The organism is Pseudescherichia sp. AS216, from assembly GCF_037152055.1.
Lineage (GTDB): Bacteria > Pseudomonadota > Gammaproteobacteria > Enterobacterales > Enterobacteriaceae > Pseudescherichia.
In genome coordinates this window covers 94,987-117,691 of sequence record NZ_JBBCMV010000001.1, presented here as the reverse complement: position 1 = coordinate 117,691, position 22,705 = coordinate 94,987, and the positions used below count along the sequence as shown (strand labels likewise).

The following is a 22,705-nucleotide window of genomic DNA, read 5'->3' as shown; positions in this document are numbered from 1 at the left end:
TTTAACAATACCTGTTTACATTGTAACGATAATTCATATCATTCTGATAATCACTATCACCTGCAAAGGTGGTGTTCTTGCGGTATGGGGCATCAACGCCCCCGACATCGTGAAAAATCAGGACGATCATAATAATGAAATCGCGTTGCTCCTGGGCACTCAGCCCTTGTTTATTGATGATGCTAGCCACTGATGCTTCGGCTGAGGGACAAAAAGAGGAGTCGATGGTGGTCGCCGCCAGCCGTACGAATCACAGCATTTCCGACATGGCACAGACTACCTGGGTTGTTGAACAGGCTGAAATTGAACAGCAGGTTCAGGGCGGTAAAGAGCTCAAAGAGGTGCTGGCGCAGTTGATTCCCGGTATGGATGTCAGTAGCCAGGGACGTACCAACTACGGTATGAATATGCGCGGTCGTTCAATGATGGTGATGGTCGACGGCGTGCGTCTAAACTCCTCCCGCAGCGACAGCCGCCAGCTGGATTCTATCGATCCGTTTAATATCACCCGCATTGAAGTGATCTCCGGCGCAACCTCCCTCTACGGCGGCGGCAGTACCGGCGGCTTAATCAATATCGTCACTAAAAAGGGCCAACCGGAAACGGAAGTCGAGTTCCAGACTGGCGCAAAAACGGGCTTCAATAGCAATAACGACAATGACGAGAACATTGCGGCGGCGGTGAGCGGCGGCAACGACAACGCCTCAGGACGCCTGTCAGTCGCTTATCAGCGCTTTGGCGGCTGGTACGATGGCAAAGGCAACGAGGTGAATATTGATAACACCCAGACCGGTTTGCAATACTCTGACCGTCTGGACGTCATGGGCACCGGCACGCTGAATATCGACGCTCATCAGCAGTTGCAGCTCACCACCCAGTATTACAAAAGTGAATCCGACGGTAAGCACGGCCTCTATCTGGGGGAGAACTTCTCGGCGGTAACCGGTGCTGGCAGCGCATACAACAAGAACAATCTCGACTCAGACCGCATTCCCGGTACCGAGCGCCATCTGATCAACCTGCAATATTCCAATACTGATTTCCTGGGTCAGGATCTGCTGGCACAAATTTACTACCGCGATGAAAGCCTGACGTTCTACCCCTTCCCCACCCTTTCAGGCGGCCGGGTAACCAGCATTGGCGCATCACAGCAAAAAACCGATTTTTACGGCGGCAAACTCACTCTCAACAGCAAACCGCTGGATGATTTATCGCTGACGTGGGGTGTCGATGCCGAGCATGAAGTCTTCGACGCCAATCAGCAATTTTTTGACCTCAGCAAAGCAGCTGCCAGCGGTGGTATGAAGCTGGATGACGCGTATAACGTTGGCCGCTATCCGGGCTATAGCATTACCAACCTCGCCCCCTTCCTGCAAACCAGCTACGACATCTCCGCTATCACCCTGAGCGGCGGCGTGCGCTATCAGTACACGGAAAACCGGGTCGACGACTTTGTTGGTTACGCTCAACAGCAGGGTATTGCCACAGGCAGAGCCACCTCGGCAGACGCTGTGCCGGGCGGGAAAACTGACTACAACAACCTGCTCTTTAACGCTGGCATTCTGGGGCATCTGACCGAGCGCCAGCAGCTCTGGTTTAACTTCTCCCAGGGCTTTGAGATCCCGGATCTGGCGAAATATTACGGCTCCGGCACCTATCAGCTGGTGAACGGCCATTACCGCCTGGTCAACAGCGTTAACGTTAACGACTCAAAACTCGACGGTATTAAAGTTGATGCCTACGAGCTGGGCTGGCGCTACACCGGGGATAACCTGCGCACGCAGATTGCCGGTTACTATTCGCTCTCCGATAAAACCATCAACATCAACAAAAGCGACATGACCATCAACGTTGAAGATGACAAGCGTCGCATCTACGGTGTTGAAGGCCAGGTGGACTACTTCTTTACCGACAGCGAGTGGAGCACGGGTACCAACTTTAACGTCATCAAATCGCAAACCCGCGTCGACGGAAAGTGGGAAAAGCTGACGGTAGACAGTGCCAGCCCGTCCAAAATGAGCGCATGGGTCACCTGGGCACCGGGCGACTGGACGCTGCGCCTGCAAAGTACCCAGACGTTTGATTTGTCTGATGACGCCGGAAAGCACATCGACGGGTATAACACCGTTGACCTGTTAGGCAGTTACCTTCTGCCGGTGGGCAAGCTGAGCTTTAGCGTAGAAAACCTGCTGGATGAAGATTACACCACCGCATGGGGACAGCGCGCACCGGGTCTGTACAGCCCAACCTACGGTGCTGAGAACCTGTATACTTATAAAGGCCGTGGCCGTACTTTTGGCCTGAACTACTCGGTCTTATTCTGATAGTTACTGCCGCCTGCCATCACACGCTGACGATGGCAGTCGGTTGGCTCCAGTTTTCTCCCTTCGGATGAACACACCTCCAGCGGCTGTATGGGCTGGCCATTGGCGTTGTCCAGCAAGACAGAGTGCGCTTCACCTTCATCAAACATATAGCGCTCCCCCCACTGCCGCATCGCTACCACAACAGGAAAAATAGCACGTCCCTTTTCGGTAAGAACATACTCTTTGTATGCGCTGCCGTCTGAGGCCGGGCAGATCTCAAACACGCCGATATCAACCAGCTGTTTCAGGCGGGACGCGAGAATATTTTTAGCAAGTCCCAGATTCTTTTGAAACTCGCTGAATCTGCGCACGTCGTCAAATGCTTCCCTGATGATCATCAGACACCAGCGTTCACCAATCGACTCCAGCGTTCTGGCAACCGGACATTCACTGGTTCGAAGGGATTCCTGTTTTGCCATCTGCTTTCTCTCATCTTACCGGTTAACAGACGCCAGTATAGGGGCCTCTTAAATCGGTTGCAAAAAAAAACCTCCAGTGCTATTTCTACCCGCATGTAGTTTTAAAAAGAAACCAGAATGCGAGAGCGAAATGGAGTGTAAAGCAGAGTTGAATGCTGATGTGGCGCTGGCCGCGCCTGATGTCGCGAGCCCGGTACTCAAACCCTGGATAACGTTTTTATTCTCCCTAACCTGTGCGCTGGCGGTGGCGAATGTCTATTCTGCTCAGCCTTTGCTTGAATCCATCTCCCTCAGTCTGCAGGTTCCTGCTGGGATGATCGGCAGCGTGGTGACCGTGACCCAGGTGGGCTATGCCGCCGGATTGATCTTCCTGGTTCCCCTGGGCGATCGCGTTAAGCGAAAAACTTTGGTCGTCACGCTGCTATTACTGTCAATGCTGGCTTTGATCGTGGCAGGATTATCACCCAATCTTGTCACTCTGCTGTGCGCGGTGCTCTTTATTGGCCTGATGGCGGTTGTAGTGCAACTTGTGGTTGCCTGGGCCGCAATACTGGCTGCTCCCCAGCGACGCGGTAAGGTTGTAGGCACGGTGACGAGCGGCATTGTTTTAGGGATCCTGCTGGCCCGTTTTATCTCTGGCAGCATCGCCGATATGGCTGGCTGGCGGGCCGTTTACCTGATCGCAGCCTTTTTAATGTTGCTCATCGCCTGCATCGTGGCGAAAGGGGTCCCCGCTACACCGCCGCAGGCACGTGCGCCCTCTTACCTCTCTCTGCTGGCGTCTGCTTTCCGCCTTTTTATTACTGAACCGCAATTGAGAAAGGGTGGCGTTTTTGCACTGCTTATCTTTGCTGCCTTTAGCATGTTGTGGACCACCATGGTCATGCCGCTCAGCGCCCTGGCACTGTCTCATACCCAGATAGGCATGTTTGGTTTGGCAGGTATTGCCGGCGCGCTGGCGGCCGCGCAAGCAGGTGCATGGGCAGACCGGGGCTGGGGGCAACGTGCTACCGGGTTAGCCCTTGCGTTGTTGACACTCTCATGGCTCCCCATCGCTTATACCGAAACGTCACTGGTATGGCTCGTCGTCGGTATCATCATGCTGGACTTCGCTGTGCAAACCGTTCACGTGATAAGCCAGAGCACCCTTATTGCTGCCCGGCCAGAGGCCGCAAGTCGGCTGGTGGGCGCATATATGTGTTTTTACTCAATAGGCAGTGCCACAGGTGCGATTGTCGCCACCCAGCTTTACGCCTGCTTTGGATGGCAGGCAGTTTGTTTAGCTGGCGCATCCGTCAGCGCCTGCGCTTTTCTCATCTGGCTGGGATTAGCCAAATCATGACACCATGCATTGAGAACCGTGTTCTTAAACAACGTGTAAAGAATGCACGTAAAACATAGAAAGGTGTTAAGGTAGTGGTGTCTGGCGATCGTCCAGGCCATATCCTCTAGCAGGTTTGTTGCCCTCGAATCGATGCGGGTGCACCTCATCCCCAATGAGCTGATTAAGCAGCTCTCACATGTTTTCATCTAGTCTAATGCGGCGCGCTCGATAGCGCTTGTGTGCGATGGTTCGCAAGGATTTCTCACGGCATTGGCACGACAGATATCAACTTTAAGCTGCGTTATTCGAGGATGAATAGCCCGCTAGTCAATGAAGTTAAGGCACATCATGAACAAAATAACCTCTGATAACGTCGAGGGTACTACCACTTGCCAAATATTTGTCGAAGCGGCTCACAGCAGCTCAGCAATTGTTTTGCAACCCCAGTATGCCAGCCCGGAAGAAGCTATCGGATCGATATCCACTGAATTGCTTAAGGCGGGTAAGAGTCTGACATTCAAAGAGATCCAGCTGATGCTGATTGTCAGAATGAGGCTGTCATCAGGGCAGGTACAGCAGGCCATTTTACGCGAGGCGTTGATGTTGGTAACGAACAAAGCGCTATGCTAGCCATGACTGCTCTAACCCGCCCTCCGTTGACCAGCTCTACATTGTTCAGGAATAGCTAATCGCAGGATTAGCTATGTCTTCCTCGCGCGTGTTTTAACTACCTTATTTCGCCAGCAGTTCTCTACGCACAATCTCTGCGCCTGCGCTTAACGCATTGAGCTTGCCTCTTGCTACGCGACGAGATAACGGCGTCATGCCGCAGTTGGTGCAAGGATAGAGCTTATCGGCGTCGACGAACTGAAGTGCTTTGCGCAGCGTATCAGCAACCTCTTCGGGTGTCTCAATGGTATTGGTTGCCACATCAATCGCCCCAACCATCACTTTTTTGCCGCGAATAAGCTCAATGAGCTCCATAGGCACGTGAGAGTTTTGGCACTCCAGGGATACAATATCGATGTTAGATTTTTGCAGCTTGGGGAAGATCTCTTCATATTGACGCCACTCGGAGCCCAGCGTCTTTTTCCAGTCGGTATTGGCTTTGATGCCATAGCCATAGCAGATATGCACGGCGGTTTCGCACTGCAGCCCTTCAATGGCCCTCTCTAGTGCAGCAATGCCCCAGTCATTGACCTCATCAAAAAAGACGTTAAACGCGGGCTCATCAAACTGGATAATATCCACCCCGGCAGCCTCAAGCTCTTTGGCCTCCTGATTGAGAATTTTGGCAAATTCCCAGGCCAGTTTTTCACGGCTTTTATAGTGGCCATCATAGAGGGTATCGATCATCGTCATCGGCCCCGGTAACGCCCATTTGATCGGCCGATCGGTCTGCTGACGTAAAAATTTGGCATCTTCTACGAACACCGGCTTTTGGCGACTTACCTCGCCCACCACGGACGGTACGCTGGCATCATAGCGATTGCGGATTTTAACGATCTCACGTTTCTCAAAATCAACGCCGCTAAGGTGCTCAATAAACGTCGTGACAAAGTGCTGTCGGGTTTGCTCGCCGTCGCTGACGATATCAATACCCGCCAGCTCTTGCTCCTGTAGCCCCAACCGGAGCGCATCCTGCTTGCCCTCAATTAGCTCGTCACCCTCTAATTTCCAGGGCGACCACAGGGTCTCAGGTTGTGCGAGCCAGGCTGGTTTAGGCAAGCTGCCCGCAGTAGAGGTGGGTAATAATTTTTTCATAGCAGGTGACCTTATATTTATTGTTAATCAAAGAACGGAATGCGTTGACCATTGCTCAAGGATTGTCTGGTAAGGTTTAATAAAGTGCGCTTCGGTAAACCTTCCCTGCTCAATAGCTAACCGGCTGCGTTCTTCTCGATCGTAAACAATTTGCGTAAGCGAATAGTCCCGGTAGTTCAGGCTGGGCTGATAGATATTTCCTGCCGCTGAGTTAGCGTTATAGATCTCCGGGCGGTAAATTTTCTGGAATGTCTCCATAGTGCTGATGGTGCTGATAAGCTCCAGGTCGCTATAGTCACGCAGCAGATCGCCGGCAAAATAGAACGCCAATGGCGCAACGCTACCCTGCGGCATAAAAAAGCGCACCTGCAGCCCCATCTTGGCAAAATAGCGATCGGTCAGGGAGGCGCTGTCCTGCTGATATTCGATGCCCAGTACGGGGTGCTGATTGCCTGTGCGTTGATAGACGTTTTTACTCGATACGCTTAAGCAGATAACCGGAGCTTTCGTAAACGCCTCTTTATAGCAATCTGACTCAACAAACCGCTTAAATATATTGCCGTGGAGATCGCCAAAATTATCCGGCGTGCTAAATCCCGCGCCGTTTTTGTTATGCTCGGACAGCAGGACACTAAAATCATAGTCGCGAACATAAGATGAGAAATTATTGCCGACGATCCCCTCAATGCGCGCATCCGTTTTACGGTCAACAATGTTGGTTTTCAACACCTCAATGACAGGAAAAGCAGTGTGCTTGCCTTCAACCGCAATATTCATTTCGACGGAGATGATGTCCAGCTCAACGGCGTAGCGATCGCTTTTAGGGTTGTCCCAATGCGCCAGCGCGTTGAACCGATTATCGATCATCGTTAAGGCATTGCGTAAATTATCCTGCCGCTTCTCGCCTCTGGCTAAATTAGCAAAATTTGTGGTGATCCGCGTGCTCTCCGAGGGATTATAATTCTCGTCGAAGCGGAGGCTCTTCACGTTAAATGTAATCGAATTATTCATCGTAATCTGTATGATCTATTGTTAATAACATGATCACTTTATGCCTGAGTCACTGCGTGAGTAAAAGTGATTTAATTTCATTCAACATGAAGAACTTTCACGATCGCGATACCAGCCTGCGCATTTTCATCAGGCAAGCTTGATGAGCACCACGCCCGTGGTTAACAGTGCCACGCCCAGCCAGCCAATTCGGTTCAGCCGCTGACCAAACAGCACCCAGCCTGCTGCCACGGTAGCGACCAGGCCAAAACTGCCCCAAAGCGCATAAGCGACTGAGAGATCGATCCCTTTTACCGCCTGCGACAGGGCACTAAACGCTGCCAGCACGGCGACAAGGGATAGCACGCCGTGGAGGGGTCGACGAAAGCCGTTGGAATATTTGAGGGCGATGTTGGCAACGATCTCAAGACCAATCGCCAGCGCCAGCCAGGCAATATGCACAACATTAAACGTAGTCATGCTGCTGCTCCTTACGGGACAGGGTGCCGGATTTGATCAGCGCCACGCCCGTCACCAGGGTGAGTAAGCCCACGATTTTCATCGCCGATAAGGTTTCATCGAACAGCATTACGCTAAACAGCGTAATGAATAAAATACCCAGCCCTTCCCAGATGGCATAGGCGACGCCGAGGGCAATGCGTTTTACGGCAAACGACAGGAAGATATACGACAGTGCGATCATCACCAGCATGAAAATAAATCCCGCCTTGTCATCGTTGACGCTGGCCCATTTCATTGACAGCGTGCCGGTTATTTCAGCCGCGATAGCCAGAGCTAATAAAATCCAGTAGCGCATAATTTCTCTCCTTAATGAGAAACAGGTATCCGCCACGCAAAAATAGGCGCGTTAGCAGAGTAAAATTAAATGATGAGTAAAAGGAGAGAACGGAACTATAGCGCAGAGCGCCAGTGCTGGTCGCAGATCGAACAGTGAGATGAGAGATGAAGACAGGAGAAAACGATCATTGTGAGTGCGAACATCTTGTTCATAATTTTACAACTTATCCACGTTGTTGCTTTTCCTCAGTGTGGATTAAAAATTGTCCTCGGTAGTTAAACACGGCCTTATTTTGGCATAATCCCACTTTATTTATCGGGGTTTTTTCATTTCTTTACGTTGGCTGTAAATAAGGTTTGCGTGTTTAACAGAGAAATTCAAGCCCGCCAGCGGCGGGCTCGCGATTAACGCTCCCAGTAGGCCTCTTCCAGGCTATCTTCCCGCTCCGGCAGGCCCCGCGTCAGGCGCGGCGAGTGCTGGTTCAGAACCTGGTAACTAACTCGGTTAGCGTATTTACACACCTGCGCCAGCGATGAGTAGGTCAGCCAGGTGTAGTTATGCTTGCTGGAGTTAGGCACGTTACTGCGGTGGAAATTATTGGCAGTGATATCGTGCAGCAGCGCGGCCAGTGCACCATCGCCGGCACCGTTGGTGTTCATGATCTTCTCCGGCCCGCCCATGTATGGCGCAATGTGGGAGAAGATACGCAGCGGCTGTTCACAGTCCTGGTGACGCATTGCCCGGCTAAACTCGTACTGGTTAAACTCGGCGATGGCCCCCGGCAGCAGCGGATGCTGGGTTTTACGCTTCGCCGACTCCTCGGTAAAGCCTGCCATGTACAGCCCCACTGGACCGGCGGTGCAGAGCACCAGATCAACCCAGTCCAGCGCCTTATCGCAGGCCAGCAGCGGATCGCTCAGCCCGGTCAGCGCCTCGGCCTCCTCCTCGTTCATCGCCAGGATCGAGACATTTTCCTTGAGGAAGTCGCGCCACCATTCGGGGTTATCGGCAATCACATACTTGGTGCCGAGGGTTAACACCACCGGCACGTTGTGCTTTTTGGCGTACTCTACCGCCTTCATGGTCGCCTCACGCATCGGCTCGCCTGGCTTGCCGCGCACCAGATAGGAGGAGAGCACCAGCGCGGAGGCGCCTGCAATTACCGACTCGGGGATGCTCTCCGGACGCAGCTGGTTCATATATCCAGGGCTGATAGCAAAGGTGCGCTCCCCCGCCTCGCCGACCAGCGTAAAGCAGCGGCCAATCGGCCCGTCAACGCCCTGCAGATAGTTAAGGTCGGTACGACTGGAGGTGTTACAGAGGTAGCGATAGGCGTAGCCGCCGATTTCGACGTTGCTGCACATCACGCCCAGCAGCACCGAGCGGTCATCTGCCAGTACGGAGTAGTTGTGCATGGTGTTGCCGATAGTGCCACCGGCAAACTGGTGGGTAATGAGATTGTCGCGGATCAGCTCTTTGTAGAGCGCATCGGCAGCCTCATCGCTGATGATCAGCGAGTGACCGACGCTGAGGGCATAGCGCTGGATAAACGCATCGTCCACTTTGGCTTCAATATCCACCAGCGTCTGATCGATACCGACCACCCATGAGGCATTGGCATCGCTCTCCGGTTGGCTCTGTTGTAGAAGCGGATCGCGGGCGTTAACAGGAAAATAGTGCTTGGATTTGCGTTTACCGGGAAATTTCATTCGCGTTAATTATGAATAACCAATTGGGCCGGGAATGGTAGCACACTCCCGGCACCGGGCGCGATTAGCGGTAGGGGGCTGTCAGGTCCAGCATCATGTTAATATGATCGGCGGAATCATTAAGCGCAGGAATGTATTCATATTTCTCGCCGCCGGCTTCGAGGAAAAATTCCCGGTTCTGCACCGCAATCTCCTCCAGCGTCTCCAGACAGTCGGAGGAGAAGCCCGGACAGATGACCTGAATATGCTTCACCCCTTTCTCACCCAGCATCTTCAGCGTCTCGTCGGTATAGGGGGTCAGCCACGGCTCGCGGCCAAAGCGCGACTGGAAAGTCATCATCACCTTCTCCGGCGGCACACCGAGGGCCGAAACCAGCTCGCGGGTGGTATCGCGGCAGCGCTGGGGATAGACGTCACCCTCTTCCGCATAGCGCTGGGGAATGCCGTGATAGGAGAGCAGGAGCAGATCCGGCTCGCCGTGGCGGGCAAACGAGGCGCGCACGCTGTTAGCCAGCGCATCAATGTATGACCGGTTATCGGCATAGTCACGGATCAATGAGATACCGGGAATGCTGCGCTTACGTTGCAGGATCCGCCCAAGCTCATCCCAGACGGCGGCCACGGTTGAGCAGGAGTACTGCGGATAGAGCGGCAGAACCACAATGTGCTCTACGTCCTGAGAGATCAGCTCATCTACCGCGCTCTCCAGCGAAGGCGAGCCGTAGCTCATCCCCAGCGCCACCGGCACGTCATCCAGCCGGGCAGCCAGCGCCCGCTGCTGGCGACGGCTGTAGACCATCAGCGGCGAGCCCTCCTCCATCCACACGGACTGATAGAGCTTCGCCACGCGCGGAGAACGAATCGGCAGGATCACGCCGCGCAGCAGCGGCCACCACAGCAGGCGCGGCGTATCCACTACGCGTCGATCGCTTAAAAACTGGCGGAGATAGCGTTTGACCGCTGCGGGGGTGGGAGCATCGGGTGTGCCCAGATTCGCCAGCAGAATGCCGGTTTTCGCGTAACTCATTCGCGCCTCATATTCATTTAAGCTTGAGAAAATATTACTTGTGAGAATAGTACCTGTGAGAATTGTAACTGAAACGGGCGTAAACGAAACCCATTGCTGCGAAAGGGAAAAGCTTGGGGGAAAATGGGGGTAATGGGAAAAGAACATCCCCGGCGAAGGCACCGGGGAGAAGCGCATTAACCGAGAGTCATTAACCGAGAATGGTTTCCAGCTCGGCGCGAACGGCGCTGACGGCCTGAGTGCCATCTACCTTCGCGTATTGGGTGTGGCCCGCTTCGGCCTCTTTCTGGTAGTAGCCGATCAGCGGCGCGGTTAGCTGATGATACTCCACCAGGCGCTTACGCACGGTCTCTTCCTGATCGTCTTTACGGGTGCTCAGCTCTTCGCCGGTCACGTCGTCTTTACCTTCCACCTTCGGCGGATTGTATTTAATGTGGTAGACGCGGCCAGAGGCAGCGTGAACGCGACGGCCTACGATACGATCGACAATCAGATCGTCCGGCACATCGAACTCCAGCACGTAATCAACGTTGATACCGGCTTCCTTCATTGCGTCAGCCTGAGGAATAGTGCGCGGGAAACCGTCCAGCAGGAAGCCGTTACGGCAATCTTCCTGGGCGATACGCTCTTTTACCAGCGCGATAACCAGCTCGTCAGTCACCAGCTTGCCAGCATCCATGATGTCTTTAGCCTGTTTGCCCAGCTCGCTGCCGGATTTAACCGCGGCGCGAAGCATGTCACCGGTGGAGATCTGCGGAATACCGTATTTCTCCATGATGAACTGAGCCTGAGTGCCTTTACCTGCGCCCGGAGCGCCGAGCAAAATGATACGCATTGCGTAATTCCTCTACGTTTTGAATTTTTATACCCAGATAATTGATGACAGGTATACAACGTTGTTTGAAGCGAAAACCATACCACTAAAGTCAGTATCACCACAAGGAAGCGAGGCTTATGCAGGCGGGTTCGGCGGGAAGTTGAGCAGCTGAATCGTTCCCCCTTACCGGGGGCAAGAGGGAACGGTGTGTAGAGCGATTAAGAAACCAGCAGCTGGTTCATGCGGCGGATAAACTGGTTCGGATCTTCCAGCGTGCCGCGTTCGGCAAACAGGGCCTGATCCAGCAGCAGTTCAATCCATGCTTTGAACTGGGCTTCGTCCTGGATATCGGCGGTGCGCTTCACCAGCACGTGGTCCGGGTTAAGTTCGAAGATGTACTTCACTTCCGGCACGGCCTGGCCCGCAGCGGCAAACAGCTTCGCCATCTGGGTGCTCATCTCGTCGTTGTCGGTCGTGACAATCGCCGGCGTATCGGTCAGACGGTGGGTAAAGCGCACCTCTTTCACGCGGTCGCCCAACAGGGTCTTCACGCGCTCAACGAACGGCTCCAGGGCTTTCTCGGCCTCTTTCGCGCTCTCGTCTACCTCGTCGTTCAGCTTATCCAGCGACTCATCGGCTTTCGCCACCGACTGGAAGGAGTTGCCGTCGAACTCGGTAAGGTAGCTCATCATCCACTCGTCGATGCGATCGGAGAGCAGCAGCACTTCGATGCCTTTCTTACGCAGCAGCTCAAGGTGCGGGCTGCTCTTCGCAGCGGCGTAGCTGTCGGCGGTGATGTAGTAGATCTTCTCCTGACCCTCTTTCATGCGGGAGACGTAGTCCGCCAGCGCCACCGTCTGCTCGGCAGAGTCGGTATGGGTAGAGGCGAAGCGCAGCAGTTTGGCAATCGCCTCCTGGTTCGCGCTATCTTCCGCCGGGCCCTCTTTCAACACCAGACCGAACTGTTTCCAGAAGCCCTGGTATTTCTCGGCATCATCTTTTGCCAGCTTCTCAAGCATCTGCAGCGCACGTTTGGTCAGGGCGCTACGCAGGTTGCGGGTGACGGAGCTGTCCTGCAGAATTTCACGCGACACGTTCAGCGGCAGATCGTTGGAGTCAATCAGGCCGCGCACAAAGCGCAGGTAGTTCGGCATGAACTGCTCAGCCTCGTCCATGATGAAGACGCGCTGTACGTAGAGCTTCAGGCCATGCTTGTGATCGCGGTTCCACATATCCCACGGTGCCTGAGCCGGAATATAGAGCAGGCTGGTGTACTCCTGCTTGCCCTCTACGCGATTGTGGCTCCAGGCCAGCGGATCGGTGAAGTCGTGGGCAATATGCTTGTAGAACTCTTTGTATTCGTCGTCGCTGATTTCGGACTTGCTGCGCGTCCAGAGCGCCTGGGCCTTGTTGATCTTCTCCCAGCTGATGACGGTTTCGCCATCCTGCTCGTCGTGCTTCTCGATCTCTACCGGCAGCGCGATATGGTCGGAGTATTTGCTGATGATCGAGCGCACGCGCCAGTCGTTGAGGAAGTCATCTTCGCCTTCGCGCAGGTGCAGGGTGATCTCAGTCCCGCGATCCTCTTTGGTGATATCGGCAACGGTGTAGTCGCCCTCGCCTGCGGATTCCCAGAACACGCCGTTCTCTGCGCTGTCGCCCGCCGCGCGGGTGCGCACGGTGACTTTATCAGCAACGATAAACGCCGAGTAGAAGCCCACGCCGAACTGGCCGATCAGCTGGCTATCTTTTGCCTGGTCGGAGCCCATCGACTGGAGAAATGCTTTGGTACCGGATTTAGCAATGGTACCCAGATGGTCAATCACTTCGTCGCGGTTCATACCAATACCGTTGTCGGCAATGGTCAGGGTACGCTTCTCTTTATCAAAAGAGACGCGTACGCGTAGCTCACCGTCACCCTCGTACAGCTCGGGTTTTGACAACGCACGGAAACGCAGCTTGTCTGCCGCGTCCGAGGCGTTAGAGATAAGCTCACGCAGGAAGATCTCTTTGTTGGAGTAGAGAGAATGGATCATCAGATGCAGAAGCTGTTTTACTTCTGACTGGAAGCCGCGTGTTTCTTGTCCTTTCATCGAAAAAATACCTCAACAATGCCATTTGGTGTTGAGGAGAAAATGGGGCCAGGACAACAGGATTTCAAGCGGGGGCACAAAAATGCCCCCGTTTTTTTTACGAAATGCGGATCTTATGGCGTCCCGCCAGCGAGTGGGAGAGCGTAGTACCGTCAACCATCTCCAGCTCGCCGCCAACCGGCACACCGTGGGCGATGCGGCTGGCATCAACGCCATACTGTCCGCACAGCTCGGCGATGTAGTTAGCAGTCGCCTCCCCTTCCACCGTGGGGTTGGTGGCGAGGATCACCTCTTTCAGCTTTTCACGCTCCAGGCGCTGCTCCAGCCGATCGAGGCCGATATCGTTCGGCCCGATGCCGTCGAGCGGCGACAGGTGGCCCATCAGCACAAAGTAGCGGCCAGAGAACTGCCCGGTCTGCTCAATGGCGTAGATGTCCGCGGGACTCTCTACCACGCAGATCTGGCCGTTCTCCTGGCGACGCGGGTTAGAGCAGATGTTACACACCTCCTGCTCGGTGAAGGTACGGCAGTCGGCGCAGTGGCCAATCTCCGACATCGCCCGCGTCAGGGCCTGGGCAAGACGCATCCCGCCGCTGCGATCGCGCTGCAGAAGCGTAAAGGCCATGCGCTGCGCCGATTTCGGGCCCACGCCCGGCAGGCAGCGCAGGGCTTCCATAAGCTGCGTCAGCAGCGGACTGGTCTGCATTAGAACAGCCCCTTACAAAATTTAAAATTAAACATATCAACCACTTAAATTAATTTATGCAACATCGGATTTAATGGAGCCTAACTGCTTAGTGAAAGTCTTGATGTTTACTGCCCCACCAAACTTTCGAGGGGAATACCAAATTGAGCATGAAGCTTTCTAATCATAGGCAACGTTAAATTACGTTTACGATTTAGAATTTCATAGACGCGATTAGATTTACCTATTGCAGACTCCAGATCGCCTACGCTTAACCCCTGCTGTTCCATTCTGAATTTAATTGCTTCAATGGGATCGGGCGGAGCGATAGGGTGGTGCTTCTTCTCATACTCTTCTATAAGAAGGCACATCACTTCAAAAAAATCCCCTTCCGGTGTATTTATTAAGGGTTCGTCATCGAACATAGGTGCGACAGCTTTTAAAGCAGCTTCGTAATCCTGTTCGTTTTTGATGAGTTTAATTTGCATCTTTCTTACCCCCGTTCAACACTTTCTGCATTGATGGCATCGTACTCTTTATGTGTTCCAATAAATTTCACGTATACCCATCCTCGCAGATAGGCAATGGAGACGATTAAGCGGTAATCGTTTCCCTTAATGTTAAAAACTACCCGCCTGTTTTTAAGTATGCTGGCGTTTCGATACTGGGCCTTGATATCGGCTGGCGTTTTCCATTCAGCCTGCAAAACTTCATCATGCCACGCTTTAAGCGACTGCTCTGCATCAGGGTGTACCGCCCAAAACTCCTTCAGCGTTTTAACGGAGATGATTTTCATAGCACCACTTTAGTCCCATCATGGGACTTTAGCAAATGTTATCCCATTATGGGACTAAAGGAACAACGGAGATGAGTGGAGGTAGGGTAGTTAAAACTGGCGGATTTTAATTCACTTAAGATGCGCTACGCTCACTCTTAACTCCTGTCTGGCTGACAGGATCTTTTTAAGATCGCGTAGCGCTGATAATGGCTAACAGCGCAAAGCCATTAGAACGGCATTTTAAAGCCCGGCGGCAGCTGCATACCGGAGGAGACACCTGCCATCTTCTCTTTCTGAGTCTCTTCGATACGGCGCGCCGCATCGTTGAAGGCCGCTGCAACGAGATCTTCCAGCATATCTTTGTCATCTTCCAGCAGGCTTGGGTCGATCTCCACGCGACGGCAGTTGTGCGCGCCGTTGATGGTGACCTTCACCAGACCCGCGCCGGATTCACCGGTGACTTCCAGCTTCGCAATCTCTTCCTGCATCTGCTGCATCTTTTCTTGCATCTGCTGGGCCTGTTTCATCAGGTTACCCAGACCGCCTTTACCACCAAACATAGGCTTCTCTCTTCATTCACGTTAAAAATGACAATCGTAAGTCAAACTTACGATCAAATAGGGCGAATGCTCTCTTCATCCAGATCCGCATCGAAAAACCGTTGCAGAGTCTGGATGTTGCTATCCGCAATAATCGACTCGCGCGCCTGCGCAAGCATCTCTTCGTAAATCGCCTGACGCCACTCCAACGGAGTGCGCATCGCGGGATTATCATCTTCAATGATAGACACTTCAACCGCTGAACCGTACAGGGCGTTAAGTGCCTCACCTAAAACTTTTAGCGTACCGGGGGAGTTAAGGTGCCGCTGGGTAGTGCGCAGGTGCAGGCAGATACGGCTCCCCTCCTGCTCTTTCCATGCGTTAAGCGCCACCTGTTCAACCAGTTTAGGCAGGCTGAGCCGACTGACCTCTGCCGCCCACGGATCGCGGGCGATGGCCTCTTCGGCGAGCTTTTGCGCCAGCTCCGGCGTCCGCTCATGCTCAAGGGCTTTCTTCAGCGCCTTCGGCGTGGCGACCACCTCTTTCACCTCTTCGGTAACCAGGGTGGTCTTCCAGCGGTAGGCCTCTTTTTTTACCGGCGCTTGCTCCTGGGCGGCGGCGGCCGGGCGCGTCTGAATGCGCTCGGTGACCGATGCCAGCCGCTCAAGCGCAGCGTTATTCACCGGCCGCGTGCGGGTTGCCGCTGCCGGTTCACTCTTTTTTGCTTTGGTCGCTCCCTGAGCACGCTGCAGCTGACTGCGGGCGGCCAGCACCTGGCTGGTGGTGTCCGACAGCGGCGCATCGCTACGCGGCGCAGCAGGGGGCGGCGATGGCGGCACCTGATCCGGCGTTAGCACCGCCGTGGGTGCCACGGGGGAGAAATCCTGGGCCGGCACGCTCGGCTCCGGCAGCGGCATACGCGGATGGAACGCCAGCGCACGCAGCAGGGTCATCTCAATGCCCATCCGCCTGTCCGGGGCAAACGGCAGCTCTTTGCGACCAATCAGCATCGTCTGGTAGTAGAGCTGGACGTCGCCCGGCGGCACGGTGCGCGCCAGCTCACGCAGGCGCTGCTCGATAGCCGCCATATCGCTGCCGAGCGCGGAGGGTGAGAGCTGTACCATCGCGATACAGTGCAGTAGGGTCTGCATCTCAACCAGCAGCGCCTCCCACTCCACGCCGCGAGCGGCAGCTTCGTTAACCAGCGCCATCACCCGTTCGCCGTTGGCCTCTACCAGCGCCTCAATCAGCGATAGCGCCTGGTCGTCATCCAGCGTGCCGAGCATCTGGCTCACCGCCTGGGCAGTAAGCTGACCGTCGCCGCTGGCAATCGCCTGATCGGTCAGGCTGAGGGCGTCACGCAGGCTGCCGTCAGCCGCGCGGGCCAGCAGCTGCAGGGCGCGCGGTTCGTGGTGGATCTTCTCTTCGTCGAGAATGTGCTCAAGCTGCTGGCGGATCTGCTCCACGTCCAGCGCCTTAAGATGAAACTGCAGGCAGCGGGAGAGGATCGTCACCGGCAGCTTCTGCGGATCGGTGGTTGCCAGCAGGAACTTGACGTGTGCCGGCGGCTCTTCAAGGGTCTTCAGCAGGGCGTTAAAGCTGTGGCGCGACAGCATATGCACTTCGTCTATCAGGTAGACTTTGAAGCGGCCACGGGCTGGCGCGTACTGGACGTTATCCAGCAGATCGCGGGTATCTTCAACTTTGGTACGCGAGGCGGCATCGATCTCAATCAGATCGACAAAGCGCCCCTGCTCGATTTCGCGACAGTTGTCGCACACGCCGCAGGGCGTTGCGGTGATGCCGGTCTCGCAGTTCAGCCCCTTCGCCAGCAAACGGGCAATAGAGGTCTTTCCGACGCCGCGGGTGCCGGAAAAGAGATACGCATGATGAATGCGTCCTAACGATAAGCCGTTCGCCAGTGCAGTCAGCACATGCTCCTGACCGACGACGTCAGCAAAAGTTTGTGGTCGCCACTTACGGGCTAAGACCTGATAACTCATGGGCAGGCTCTGGAACGCTGGAAGGTGGATATACGAGGGGCAATGCTATCACAGCCTCGCCCTAACAGCGAGACTGTGTACTGACGGATGGCAATCAGTGGCCGGGGAACGGCACCAGGCTGTAACAGGTGATGCCCTGCTTCGCCAGACGCTCTTCGCCACCGATATCAAACAGGTTGATAATGAAGGCCGCGTCGGTCACCTCTCCGCCCAGGCGGCGGATCAGCTTAACGGTGGCTTCAATGGTGCCGCCGGTCGCCAGCAGATCGTCAACCACCAGCACTTTATCGCCCGGCTTGATGGCATCAACGTGGATCTCTAACTGGTCGGTGCCGTACTCCAGCTCATAGCTCTCGGCGATGGTTTCACGCGGCAGCTTGCGCGGCTTACGCACCGGCACAAAGCCGACGCCCAGCGCCAGGGCGACCGGCGCGCCAAACAGGAAGCCACGGGCTTCGGTACCGACGACTTTGGTAATGCCTGCGTCTTTGAAACGCGCGACCAGCAGTTCAATGCTGAGAGCATACGCTTTCGGATCTTCCAGCAAACTGGTGACATCCCGGAACAGGATCCCCGGTTTCGGATAGTCCTGAATGCTTTTAATGCTGTCTTTTAAATACTCAAGCTGCTGCGCAGTTGCTGTCATGGATTTTTTGCCTGCTAGAAACGGTCATACTCACTGCACGCTTTGGCGGTTAATGTAACTATTGTTTAACATTTAACCAAAGGTGCCCGTGCTCGAAAACGGTCGAATGTACTGGCAGAACGGGACAAATGCAATAAGCTTGAGTGCGCTTTACTGCTTTTGTTGCTTTTCATCAATGCCCTTTGCAACCACCGGGATGCGCCACATAAATATCAGCAGGCAGGCAAGGATCGCCAGCAGCAGAAAACGGACCCACAGCAGCTTAACCAGCCAGAGTGAAATTGCGAACGTCAGGAGGATAATCGCGATGGCCCGGGGTTTTGCGCCGGGGGGCATCGCACGGTACTGCTGCCAGTGGCGAAGATAGCTACCAAACCAGGAGCGATAGAGCAGCCAGGCGTGAAAACGGGGAGAGGATCGGGCGAAGCACCAGGCGGCTAACAGAATAAAGGGCGTGGTGGGCAACACCGGCAGCACCACCCCGAGCGTGCCGAGCGCAACCGCCAGCCAGCCGATGATAATTAACAGAGTACGTTGCATAATAGGATCGTTATCGGGCTTTTTGGCTAATGTAGCATAGCCCTGATGAATACAGGGGAGAGATTGTTGAAAACGGCTTTGCTTTTAGATTCACTGGAAAAACAGCTCGCTTCCCTGCGTGAGCGGGCTGCACCGCTGGCACATCACGCTACCGTCAGCGCACGCTTTGATCGCCATCTGTTTCAAACGCGCAGCACGTTAATGCGTGCCTGTCTGGACGAGGTTGACCATAATCTCGCCGCGCTGCGCCACGCGGTGGATGCCGGACAGCTGCCGCAGGTGGCCTGGCTGGCGGAACATCTCTCGTCACAGCTCGCCGCCCTTACCCGGGAAACGGCCACCTGGTCGCTCCGGGAGTGGGACAGCGCCTCGCCGGGGGTGACCAAATGGCAGCGCAAGCGGCTACAGCATCAGCAGTACGAGCGCCGCCTGCAGGAGATGAAACGGGCGCGCGAGCTGCTGCTCGCCAGAGCCACCGGTTTTGAAGAGCAGCAAACGCTACAGCGCGACGTCGTGGCGCTGGAAGGCCGGCTGGCACGCTGTCGCAGCGCGCTGGCGCGGATTGAGAACGTACTGGCCCGGTTAACACGCTAGGGAATAACAGGAGTGAATATGTCGCTGGAAAATGCGCCGGAAGAGGTCAAGCTGGCAGTAGATCTGATTATGCTGCTGGAAGAGCACGCCATTGCGCCGGAAACCGTGCTGAAAGCGCTGGAGATAGTAAAGCGGGACTTTGAGAAAAAAGTCCCGCTGCAGGACACGCGCTCTTAAAACCGATCAGGCGATAGAAGGCGCGCCATTGTCGTCACTCAGATCGCGTTTTACCTCGGTCAGCTCTTCACCTTTCGCATTGCGCAGGTGCACTTCCAGCTGATTAAACGCAATGTTGATGCCGTTCTCGCGGCATAGCCGATCGATGGTGCGGTTCAGTTCATCTACCGTATAGCTGCGATCCCGCAGCTCACGCACGTAGAGACGCAGCTCGTGATCCAGCGTGCTCGGGCCAAAGGTCGTGAAGAAGACCGCCGGCTCCGGATCGTGCATTACCTTCGGGTGATCCATCGCCGCCTTCAGCAGTACCCCTTTCACCTTATCAAGATCGGAGCCGTAGGCTACCCCAAGACGCACCACCACGCGGGTAATGGTATCGGAGAGCGACCAGTTGATCAGGCGCTCGGTCACAAAGGCTTTGTTCGGAATGATCACCTCTTTGCGGTCAAAGTCGGTAATAGTGGTGGCACGGATACGGATCTTGTTCACCGTCCCGGAGAAGGTCCCGATGGTCACCGTATCACCGATGCGCACCGGACGCTCAAACAGGATAATAATACCGGCGACGAAGTTACCGAATATCTCCTGCAAGCCAAAACCAAGACCAACCGATAGCGCCGCCGCCAGCCACTGGAGTTTATCCCATGATACGCCCAGCGAGCCAAATACCGTCATCGCACCGGCAGCGATAATCACGTAGTTAAGGATAGTGGTGATGGCATAGGAGGCCCCCTGGCGCATCTTCAGGCGCGAGAGCACCAGCACCTCCAGCAGCCCTGGCAGGTTGCGGATCAGCGCCCAGGCCACCATCGCCGCGATGAGCGCAAACAGCAGGCTGCCCATGGTGACGCTTTTCACCACGCTGGCACCCGCCTCCATGCCGTTGTAGTGCCAGAGCGTAATGCTGTCGAGGTAGGCAAACACGGTGATCAGATCGGACCATATTGCCCAGAAGACGACGCCAAACAGCGCCACCATCACCAGCATGGTAATACGCAGCGTCTGCTGGTTAACCTGCTCCAGGGCGATGGTCGGCTCCTCCTGCGGCTCCGCGCCCTCGGCCCCCTCTTTCACCAGATTCTGCCGACGCGCCAGCGCACGGCGGTAGGCGATGCGTCGCGCCGCCACGCTAAGTCCGCGCAGCACCGTCTGGTAGAGTAGGTTCCAGATAATCACCAGATAGACGGTCTCAATCCAGCGGCCGGAGAGGCGCAGCGTGGTGTAGAAGTAGCCGGTCGCCGTCAGCACCATCAGCGCCACCGGCACAATAGAGAGTACCGTCACGGTCAGCAGGCGCAGGGCATGGGACTCTTTATCGCGCCAGCTGTCGCGGCACATCGGCCACACCAGAATGCTTATTACCAGCAGATTCAGGAAGATCACAATCTGCCCGGTGACGTCGTCCATCAGATGCAGCGGCGACAGCTCGGAGACCACCGACCAGAAGTGCAGCGGCAGCAGCGCCAGACTGACGCGGACAATCTGGCGACGCCAGTGGCTGGTCAGCTCCGCAGGCATAGAGAAGTGGGTGACCGCGACGCCGTTTTTCTCCAACACCTTCCAGCACACGCCGAATACCAGCCAGAAGAGCGCCAGCTTTTTACTGAAGGCCCATAGCAGCTCGCTAATATTAAGCTGCATGGTAAGCAGGATCAGACCTGCCGCCAGGATCAGCAGACAGACCGGCAGGGCGCGGATCAGGTCGATGAGGATCGCCTTCGGCGTGTGCCCCTGGCTGTCGTTACGCAGCTGGCCCACCTCGTCCGCCAGGCGCGCCTGGTACTGCTTCAGCCAGCCCAGACGCCAGCGGATCAGGCCCGCGATCAGCAGCAGCGGCAGCCCGGCTAAAAACGCAATGGCTACCGCAGGCCAGGCTTTCTCCCAGTTCACGGTGATCTTCATGGTGCGGAACTGCTCTTTAACCGCCTGCGGGAAGGCTTTAATCCACTCCCAGTCCATCGGTTTGTTGCTGTTCACCCAGAAGATCTGCTGGGTCAGCACCTCTTGTAAGCTCGTTGAAACGCTCATCAGCTGCTGCTGGTTAACCTGCAGGTTGATGGCCATCATCAGCTGGTTGCCGAGCTGCTTATTGAGCTGGTCGAGCAGCTCACGGCGCATATCAACGACCTGCAGCAGCGCATCGTGCACCTCATCGTTTACCTCGCTGGTGTGCCCCTCCTCCAGCTTGCTGACGAAGGCGTCGCTCTGGAACAGAGCATCGCGCTGCTGGTTAATCTCAAACTGCTCAAGGCGCAGGTCGGCGATGCGGTTGGTCATATCCGCCAGCTCGTCGGCGGAGGGCAGCGTCTGCTGCTGCTGGTAGAGAATGCGCGACAGCAGCAGGCTCCCCTTCAGCACCGAGATCTGCTCTTTGATATTGCGCTCGGACTGCAGAGCGCGATCGAGCCAGTTTTTAACTTTGATATTCTGCTGAACCAGCGCGTTGCCGTTTTCCGTGGCGTTGATCAGCCGCTCGCTGAGCTGGTGGTTAAGCTCCAGCTCCTGTTTCACCAGCGGATTGGCCTGAATACGCGCGGTTTCGTCCGGCGTGACGGCCTCCTGGGCGGTTTTTTCCGTCAGCGTCAGGCGCTTGCTGTTGACCGCTTCCTGCAGGAGCTGAAGTTGATGCTCCAGACGGTTGCTGTTGGCCGTCACGTAGTCGCGCTGCTTTTGCAGGGTATCCTGCAGAGTCGTGTTGCCCTCAAGGCTTTTTCGCTGCTGGTCGATCTCGGCATTCAGCAGCGCCTGCTGGGCCAGCAGCAGCGTCTGCTGGGTCGGCCGCAGCGCGCCCTCGCCTGCCCCGGTACCGTTCAGGCGGTTACGGATCTGCTGCAGCTGCTGTGAGGCCGTGTACATGGCATTCTGCACCCGCTCCGGCTGGGTTTGCAGGGCCACCAGCTGACTGTTGTAGGTCGCCAAATCGTTCTGCGCGGCCTGGAGATTGTCCAGCAGCTGCGAGACTCGCGACTCCAGCTGACGCAGTGAGAGCGTGGCCAGGGTTTTGCGCGTTTCCTCATCGTTGTCTTTATCGCTGAGCGCATTAAGCCCGTCCGTCGCCTCGCGCATCTTATCCGGTGCCTGGGCCACCTTCTGGCGAAGCTGAGTGGTCTCCTGCTTGACCCGCTCGATCTTGTCGAGGGTATCCAGGGTTTGCGTCAGATCGTCAATGACGAGCTTGTCCTGCGGCGTAGGGTCTTTTTGCTTATTCAGCGCATCAAGCTGGCTTTGCACCTCTGCACGATTAGGCAGGTCGGTACTGGCGCGGGCATACGAAGCCGTCGTAAACAGGCTTACGATAAGCACCAGCACCATGGCAAAAGCGGAGAGCGGATTTTGCGAGCGTATGGAGTGCAGCATAATTTTTAGATGAATGGTTTCTTAACGGGAAAGCGGGCCGGGACTGACCACGCGCAGAGAATATCACGCCCGTCTGGG

The 22,705-nt window shown here is 55.4% G+C and carries 22 protein-coding genes and 1 other annotated feature; of the genes, 5 read left to right on the top strand and 17 right to left on the bottom strand.

The genetic code is table 11. The annotated features are described in order from the left end of the window. Positions 1-134: 134 nt before the first annotated feature. The gene (locus WFN61_RS00560) at positions 135-2,324 is read left to right on the top strand and encodes a TonB-dependent siderophore receptor (protein ID WP_312282761.1); all 2,190 of its coding nucleotides are present in this window, start codon (positions 135-137) and stop codon (positions 2,322-2,324) included. Here the strand turns inward: WFN61_RS00560 and WFN61_RS00555 are convergent. Further along, complete coding sequence (locus WFN61_RS00555) at positions 2,306-2,785, bottom strand: winged helix-turn-helix transcriptional regulator (protein WP_257756751.1); 480 nt, start codon at positions 2,783-2,785, stop codon at positions 2,306-2,308. The genes WFN61_RS00560 and WFN61_RS00555 overlap by 19 nt on opposite strands. 130 nt (positions 2,786-2,915) lie before the next feature. Here WFN61_RS00555 and WFN61_RS00550 point away from each other — a divergent pair, with 130 nt between their 5' ends. Together WFN61_RS00550 and WFN61_RS00545 are read left to right on the top strand one after the other, a co-directional pair. Continuing rightward, complete coding sequence (locus WFN61_RS00550; RefSeq protein ID WP_312282760.1) at positions 2,916-4,127, top strand: MFS transporter; 1,212 nt, start codon at positions 2,916-2,918, stop codon at positions 4,125-4,127. A 330-nt stretch (positions 4,128-4,457) separates the two neighbouring features. Then, positions 4,458-4,739, top strand: coding sequence for a biofilm development regulator YmgB/AriR family protein (locus tag WFN61_RS00545; protein ID WP_186370517.1), 282 nt, complete (start codon positions 4,458-4,460; stop codon positions 4,737-4,739). A gap of 102 nt (positions 4,740-4,841) precedes the next feature. Here the strand turns inward: WFN61_RS00545 and WFN61_RS00540 are convergent, their stop codons facing one another. From WFN61_RS00540 to WFN61_RS00470, 15 genes are all read right to left on the bottom strand, one after another. Then, the gene (locus WFN61_RS00540) at positions 4,842-5,873 is read right to left on the bottom strand and encodes a methionine synthase (protein ID WP_144814285.1); all 1,032 of its coding nucleotides are present in this window, start codon (positions 5,871-5,873) and stop codon (positions 4,842-4,844) included. 27 nt (positions 5,874-5,900) lie between these two features. Further along, positions 5,901-6,884, bottom strand: a complete 984-nt coding sequence (locus WFN61_RS00535) for a DUF1852 domain-containing protein (protein ID WP_257756749.1) — start codon at positions 6,882-6,884, stop codon at positions 5,901-5,903. Positions 6,885-7,013: 129 nt separating this feature from the next. Further along, complete coding sequence (gene mdtI / locus WFN61_RS00530) at positions 7,014-7,343, bottom strand: multidrug/spermidine efflux SMR transporter subunit MdtI (protein WP_144814290.1); 330 nt, start codon at positions 7,341-7,343, stop codon at positions 7,014-7,016. Beyond that, positions 7,330-7,680, bottom strand: a complete 351-nt coding sequence (gene mdtJ / locus WFN61_RS00525; RefSeq protein WP_257756748.1) for a multidrug/spermidine efflux SMR transporter subunit MdtJ — start codon at positions 7,678-7,680, stop codon at positions 7,330-7,332. Before mdtJ ends, mdtI begins: the two co-directional genes overlap by 14 nt. Before the next feature lie 386 nt (positions 7,681-8,066). Further along, positions 8,067-9,371 (bottom strand): inosine/guanosine kinase, encoded by a 1,305-nt coding sequence (locus tag WFN61_RS00520; RefSeq protein ID WP_144814295.1) that lies wholly within the window; start codon positions 9,369-9,371, stop codon positions 8,067-8,069. A 64-nt stretch (positions 9,372-9,435) separates the two neighbouring features. Next, positions 9,436-10,398 (bottom strand): ferrochelatase, encoded by a 963-nt coding sequence (gene hemH / locus WFN61_RS00515; protein WP_312282759.1) that lies wholly within the window; start codon positions 10,396-10,398, stop codon positions 9,436-9,438. A 190-nt stretch (positions 10,399-10,588) separates the two neighbouring features. Next, entirely contained in the window at positions 10,589-11,233 is a 645-nt protein-coding gene (gene adk / locus WFN61_RS00510; RefSeq protein WP_144814299.1) for an adenylate kinase, read from the bottom strand. A gap of 200 nt (positions 11,234-11,433) precedes the next feature. Then, positions 11,434-13,308 carry a molecular chaperone HtpG gene (gene htpG, locus WFN61_RS00505; protein ID WP_144814302.1) on the bottom strand — a complete coding sequence of 625 codons (1,875 nt, stop codon included), beginning with the start codon at positions 13,306-13,308 and terminating at the stop codon, positions 11,434-11,436. Positions 13,309-13,405: 97 nt separating this feature from the next. Continuing rightward, the gene (recR, locus tag WFN61_RS00500) at positions 13,406-14,014 is read right to left on the bottom strand and encodes a recombination mediator RecR (protein ID WP_144814305.1); all 609 of its coding nucleotides are present in this window, start codon (positions 14,012-14,014) and stop codon (positions 13,406-13,408) included. Positions 14,015-14,121: 107 nt separating this feature from the next. Then, a complete protein-coding gene (locus WFN61_RS00495; RefSeq protein WP_144814308.1) occupies positions 14,122-14,481 on the bottom strand; it encodes a helix-turn-helix domain-containing protein in 360 nt (119 codons plus the stop codon). A gap of 5 nt (positions 14,482-14,486) precedes the next feature. Further along, a complete protein-coding gene (locus WFN61_RS00490) occupies positions 14,487-14,789 on the bottom strand; it encodes a type II toxin-antitoxin system HigB family toxin (protein ID WP_144814310.1) in 303 nt (100 codons plus the stop codon). A 209-nt stretch (positions 14,790-14,998) separates the two neighbouring features. Continuing rightward, positions 14,999-15,331 (bottom strand): YbaB/EbfC family nucleoid-associated protein, encoded by a 333-nt coding sequence (locus tag WFN61_RS00485; protein ID WP_042391656.1) that lies wholly within the window; start codon positions 15,329-15,331, stop codon positions 14,999-15,001. Between the two features lie 53 nt (positions 15,332-15,384). Continuing rightward, the gene (dnaX, locus tag WFN61_RS00480; protein WP_337037116.1) at positions 15,385-17,313 is read right to left on the bottom strand and encodes a DNA polymerase III subunit gamma/tau; all 1,929 of its coding nucleotides are present in this window, start codon (positions 17,311-17,313) and stop codon (positions 15,385-15,387) included. After that, positions 15,988-16,052 (bottom strand) — a sequence feature (DnaX frameshifting element). It overlaps the preceding gene by 65 nt. Positions 17,314-17,407: 94 nt before the next feature. After that, positions 17,408-17,959 carry an adenine phosphoribosyltransferase gene (gene apt / locus WFN61_RS00475; protein ID WP_103821514.1) on the bottom strand — a complete coding sequence of 184 codons (552 nt, stop codon included), beginning with the start codon at positions 17,957-17,959 and terminating at the stop codon, positions 17,408-17,410. 150 nt (positions 17,960-18,109) lie between these two features. Continuing rightward, positions 18,110-18,499 (bottom strand): DUF454 family protein, encoded by a 390-nt coding sequence (locus WFN61_RS00470; RefSeq protein ID WP_144814317.1) that lies wholly within the window; start codon positions 18,497-18,499, stop codon positions 18,110-18,112. A 66-nt stretch (positions 18,500-18,565) separates the two neighbouring features. Here WFN61_RS00470 and priC point away from each other — a divergent pair, with 66 nt between their 5' ends. Further along, positions 18,566-19,093: a primosomal replication protein N'' gene (gene priC / locus WFN61_RS00465; protein ID WP_042391652.1), complete on the top strand. Its 528-nt coding sequence runs from the start codon at positions 18,566-18,568 to the stop codon at positions 19,091-19,093. An 18-nt stretch (positions 19,094-19,111) separates the two neighbouring features. Next, the gene (gene rsmS, locus WFN61_RS00460; RefSeq protein ID WP_072015242.1) at positions 19,112-19,270 is read left to right on the top strand and encodes a pleiotropic regulatory protein RsmS; all 159 of its coding nucleotides are present in this window, start codon (positions 19,112-19,114) and stop codon (positions 19,268-19,270) included. A 6-nt stretch (positions 19,271-19,276) separates the two neighbouring features. On the opposite strand, the gene mscK is transcribed toward rsmS, so the two are convergent. Beyond that, on the bottom strand, positions 19,277-22,627 hold the full coding sequence (gene mscK, locus WFN61_RS00455; RefSeq protein WP_144814320.1) for a mechanosensitive channel MscK: 3,351 nt from the start codon (positions 22,625-22,627) through the stop codon (positions 19,277-19,279). Positions 22,628-22,705 lie beyond the last annotated feature (78 nt).

Coding starts and splice junctions, on each gene's coding strand:
- WFN61_RS00560 (WP_312282761.1), top strand. CDS start 135: ATGAAATCGCGTTGCTCCTGGGCACTCAGCCCTTGTTTATTGATGATG.
- WFN61_RS00555 (WP_257756751.1), bottom strand. CDS start 2,785: ATGGCAAAACAGGAATCCCTTCGAACCAGTGAATGTCCGGTTGCCAGA.
- WFN61_RS00550 (WP_312282760.1), top strand. CDS start 2,916: ATGGAGTGTAAAGCAGAGTTGAATGCTGATGTGGCGCTGGCCGCGCCT.
- WFN61_RS00545 (WP_186370517.1), top strand. CDS start 4,458: ATGAACAAAATAACCTCTGATAACGTCGAGGGTACTACCACTTGCCAA.
- WFN61_RS00540 (WP_144814285.1), bottom strand. CDS start 5,873: ATGAAAAAATTATTACCCACCTCTACTGCGGGCAGCTTGCCTAAACCA.
- WFN61_RS00535 (WP_257756749.1), bottom strand. CDS start 6,884: ATGAATAATTCGATTACATTTAACGTGAAGAGCCTCCGCTTCGACGAG.
- mdtI (WP_144814290.1), bottom strand. CDS start 7,343: ATGACTACGTTTAATGTTGTGCATATTGCCTGGCTGGCGCTGGCGATT.
- mdtJ (WP_257756748.1), bottom strand. CDS start 7,680: ATGCGCTACTGGATTTTATTAGCTCTGGCTATCGCGGCTGAAATAACC.
- WFN61_RS00520 (WP_144814295.1), bottom strand. CDS start 9,371: ATGAAATTTCCCGGTAAACGCAAATCCAAGCACTATTTTCCTGTTAAC.
- hemH (WP_312282759.1), bottom strand. CDS start 10,398: ATGAGTTACGCGAAAACCGGCATTCTGCTGGCGAATCTGGGCACACCC.
- adk (WP_144814299.1), bottom strand. CDS start 11,233: ATGCGTATCATTTTGCTCGGCGCTCCGGGCGCAGGTAAAGGCACTCAG.
- htpG (WP_144814302.1), bottom strand. CDS start 13,308: ATGAAAGGACAAGAAACACGCGGCTTCCAGTCAGAAGTAAAACAGCTT.
- recR (WP_144814305.1), bottom strand. CDS start 14,014: ATGCAGACCAGTCCGCTGCTGACGCAGCTTATGGAAGCCCTGCGCTGC.
- WFN61_RS00495 (WP_144814308.1), bottom strand. CDS start 14,481: ATGCAAATTAAACTCATCAAAAACGAACAGGATTACGAAGCTGCTTTA.
- WFN61_RS00490 (WP_144814310.1), bottom strand. CDS start 14,789: ATGAAAATCATCTCCGTTAAAACGCTGAAGGAGTTTTGGGCGGTACAC.
- WFN61_RS00485 (WP_042391656.1), bottom strand. CDS start 15,331: ATGTTTGGTGGTAAAGGCGGTCTGGGTAACCTGATGAAACAGGCCCAG.
- dnaX (WP_337037116.1), bottom strand. CDS start 17,313: ATGAGTTATCAGGTCTTAGCCCGTAAGTGGCGACCACAAACTTTTGCT.
- apt (WP_103821514.1), bottom strand. CDS start 17,959: ATGACAGCAACTGCGCAGCAGCTTGAGTATTTAAAAGACAGCATTAAA.
- WFN61_RS00470 (WP_144814317.1), bottom strand. CDS start 18,499: ATGCAACGTACTCTGTTAATTATCATCGGCTGGCTGGCGGTTGCGCTC.
- rsmS (WP_072015242.1), top strand. CDS start 19,112: ATGTCGCTGGAAAATGCGCCGGAAGAGGTCAAGCTGGCAGTAGATCTG.
- mscK (WP_144814320.1), bottom strand. CDS start 22,627: ATGCTGCACTCCATACGCTCGCAAAATCCGCTCTCCGCTTTTGCCATG.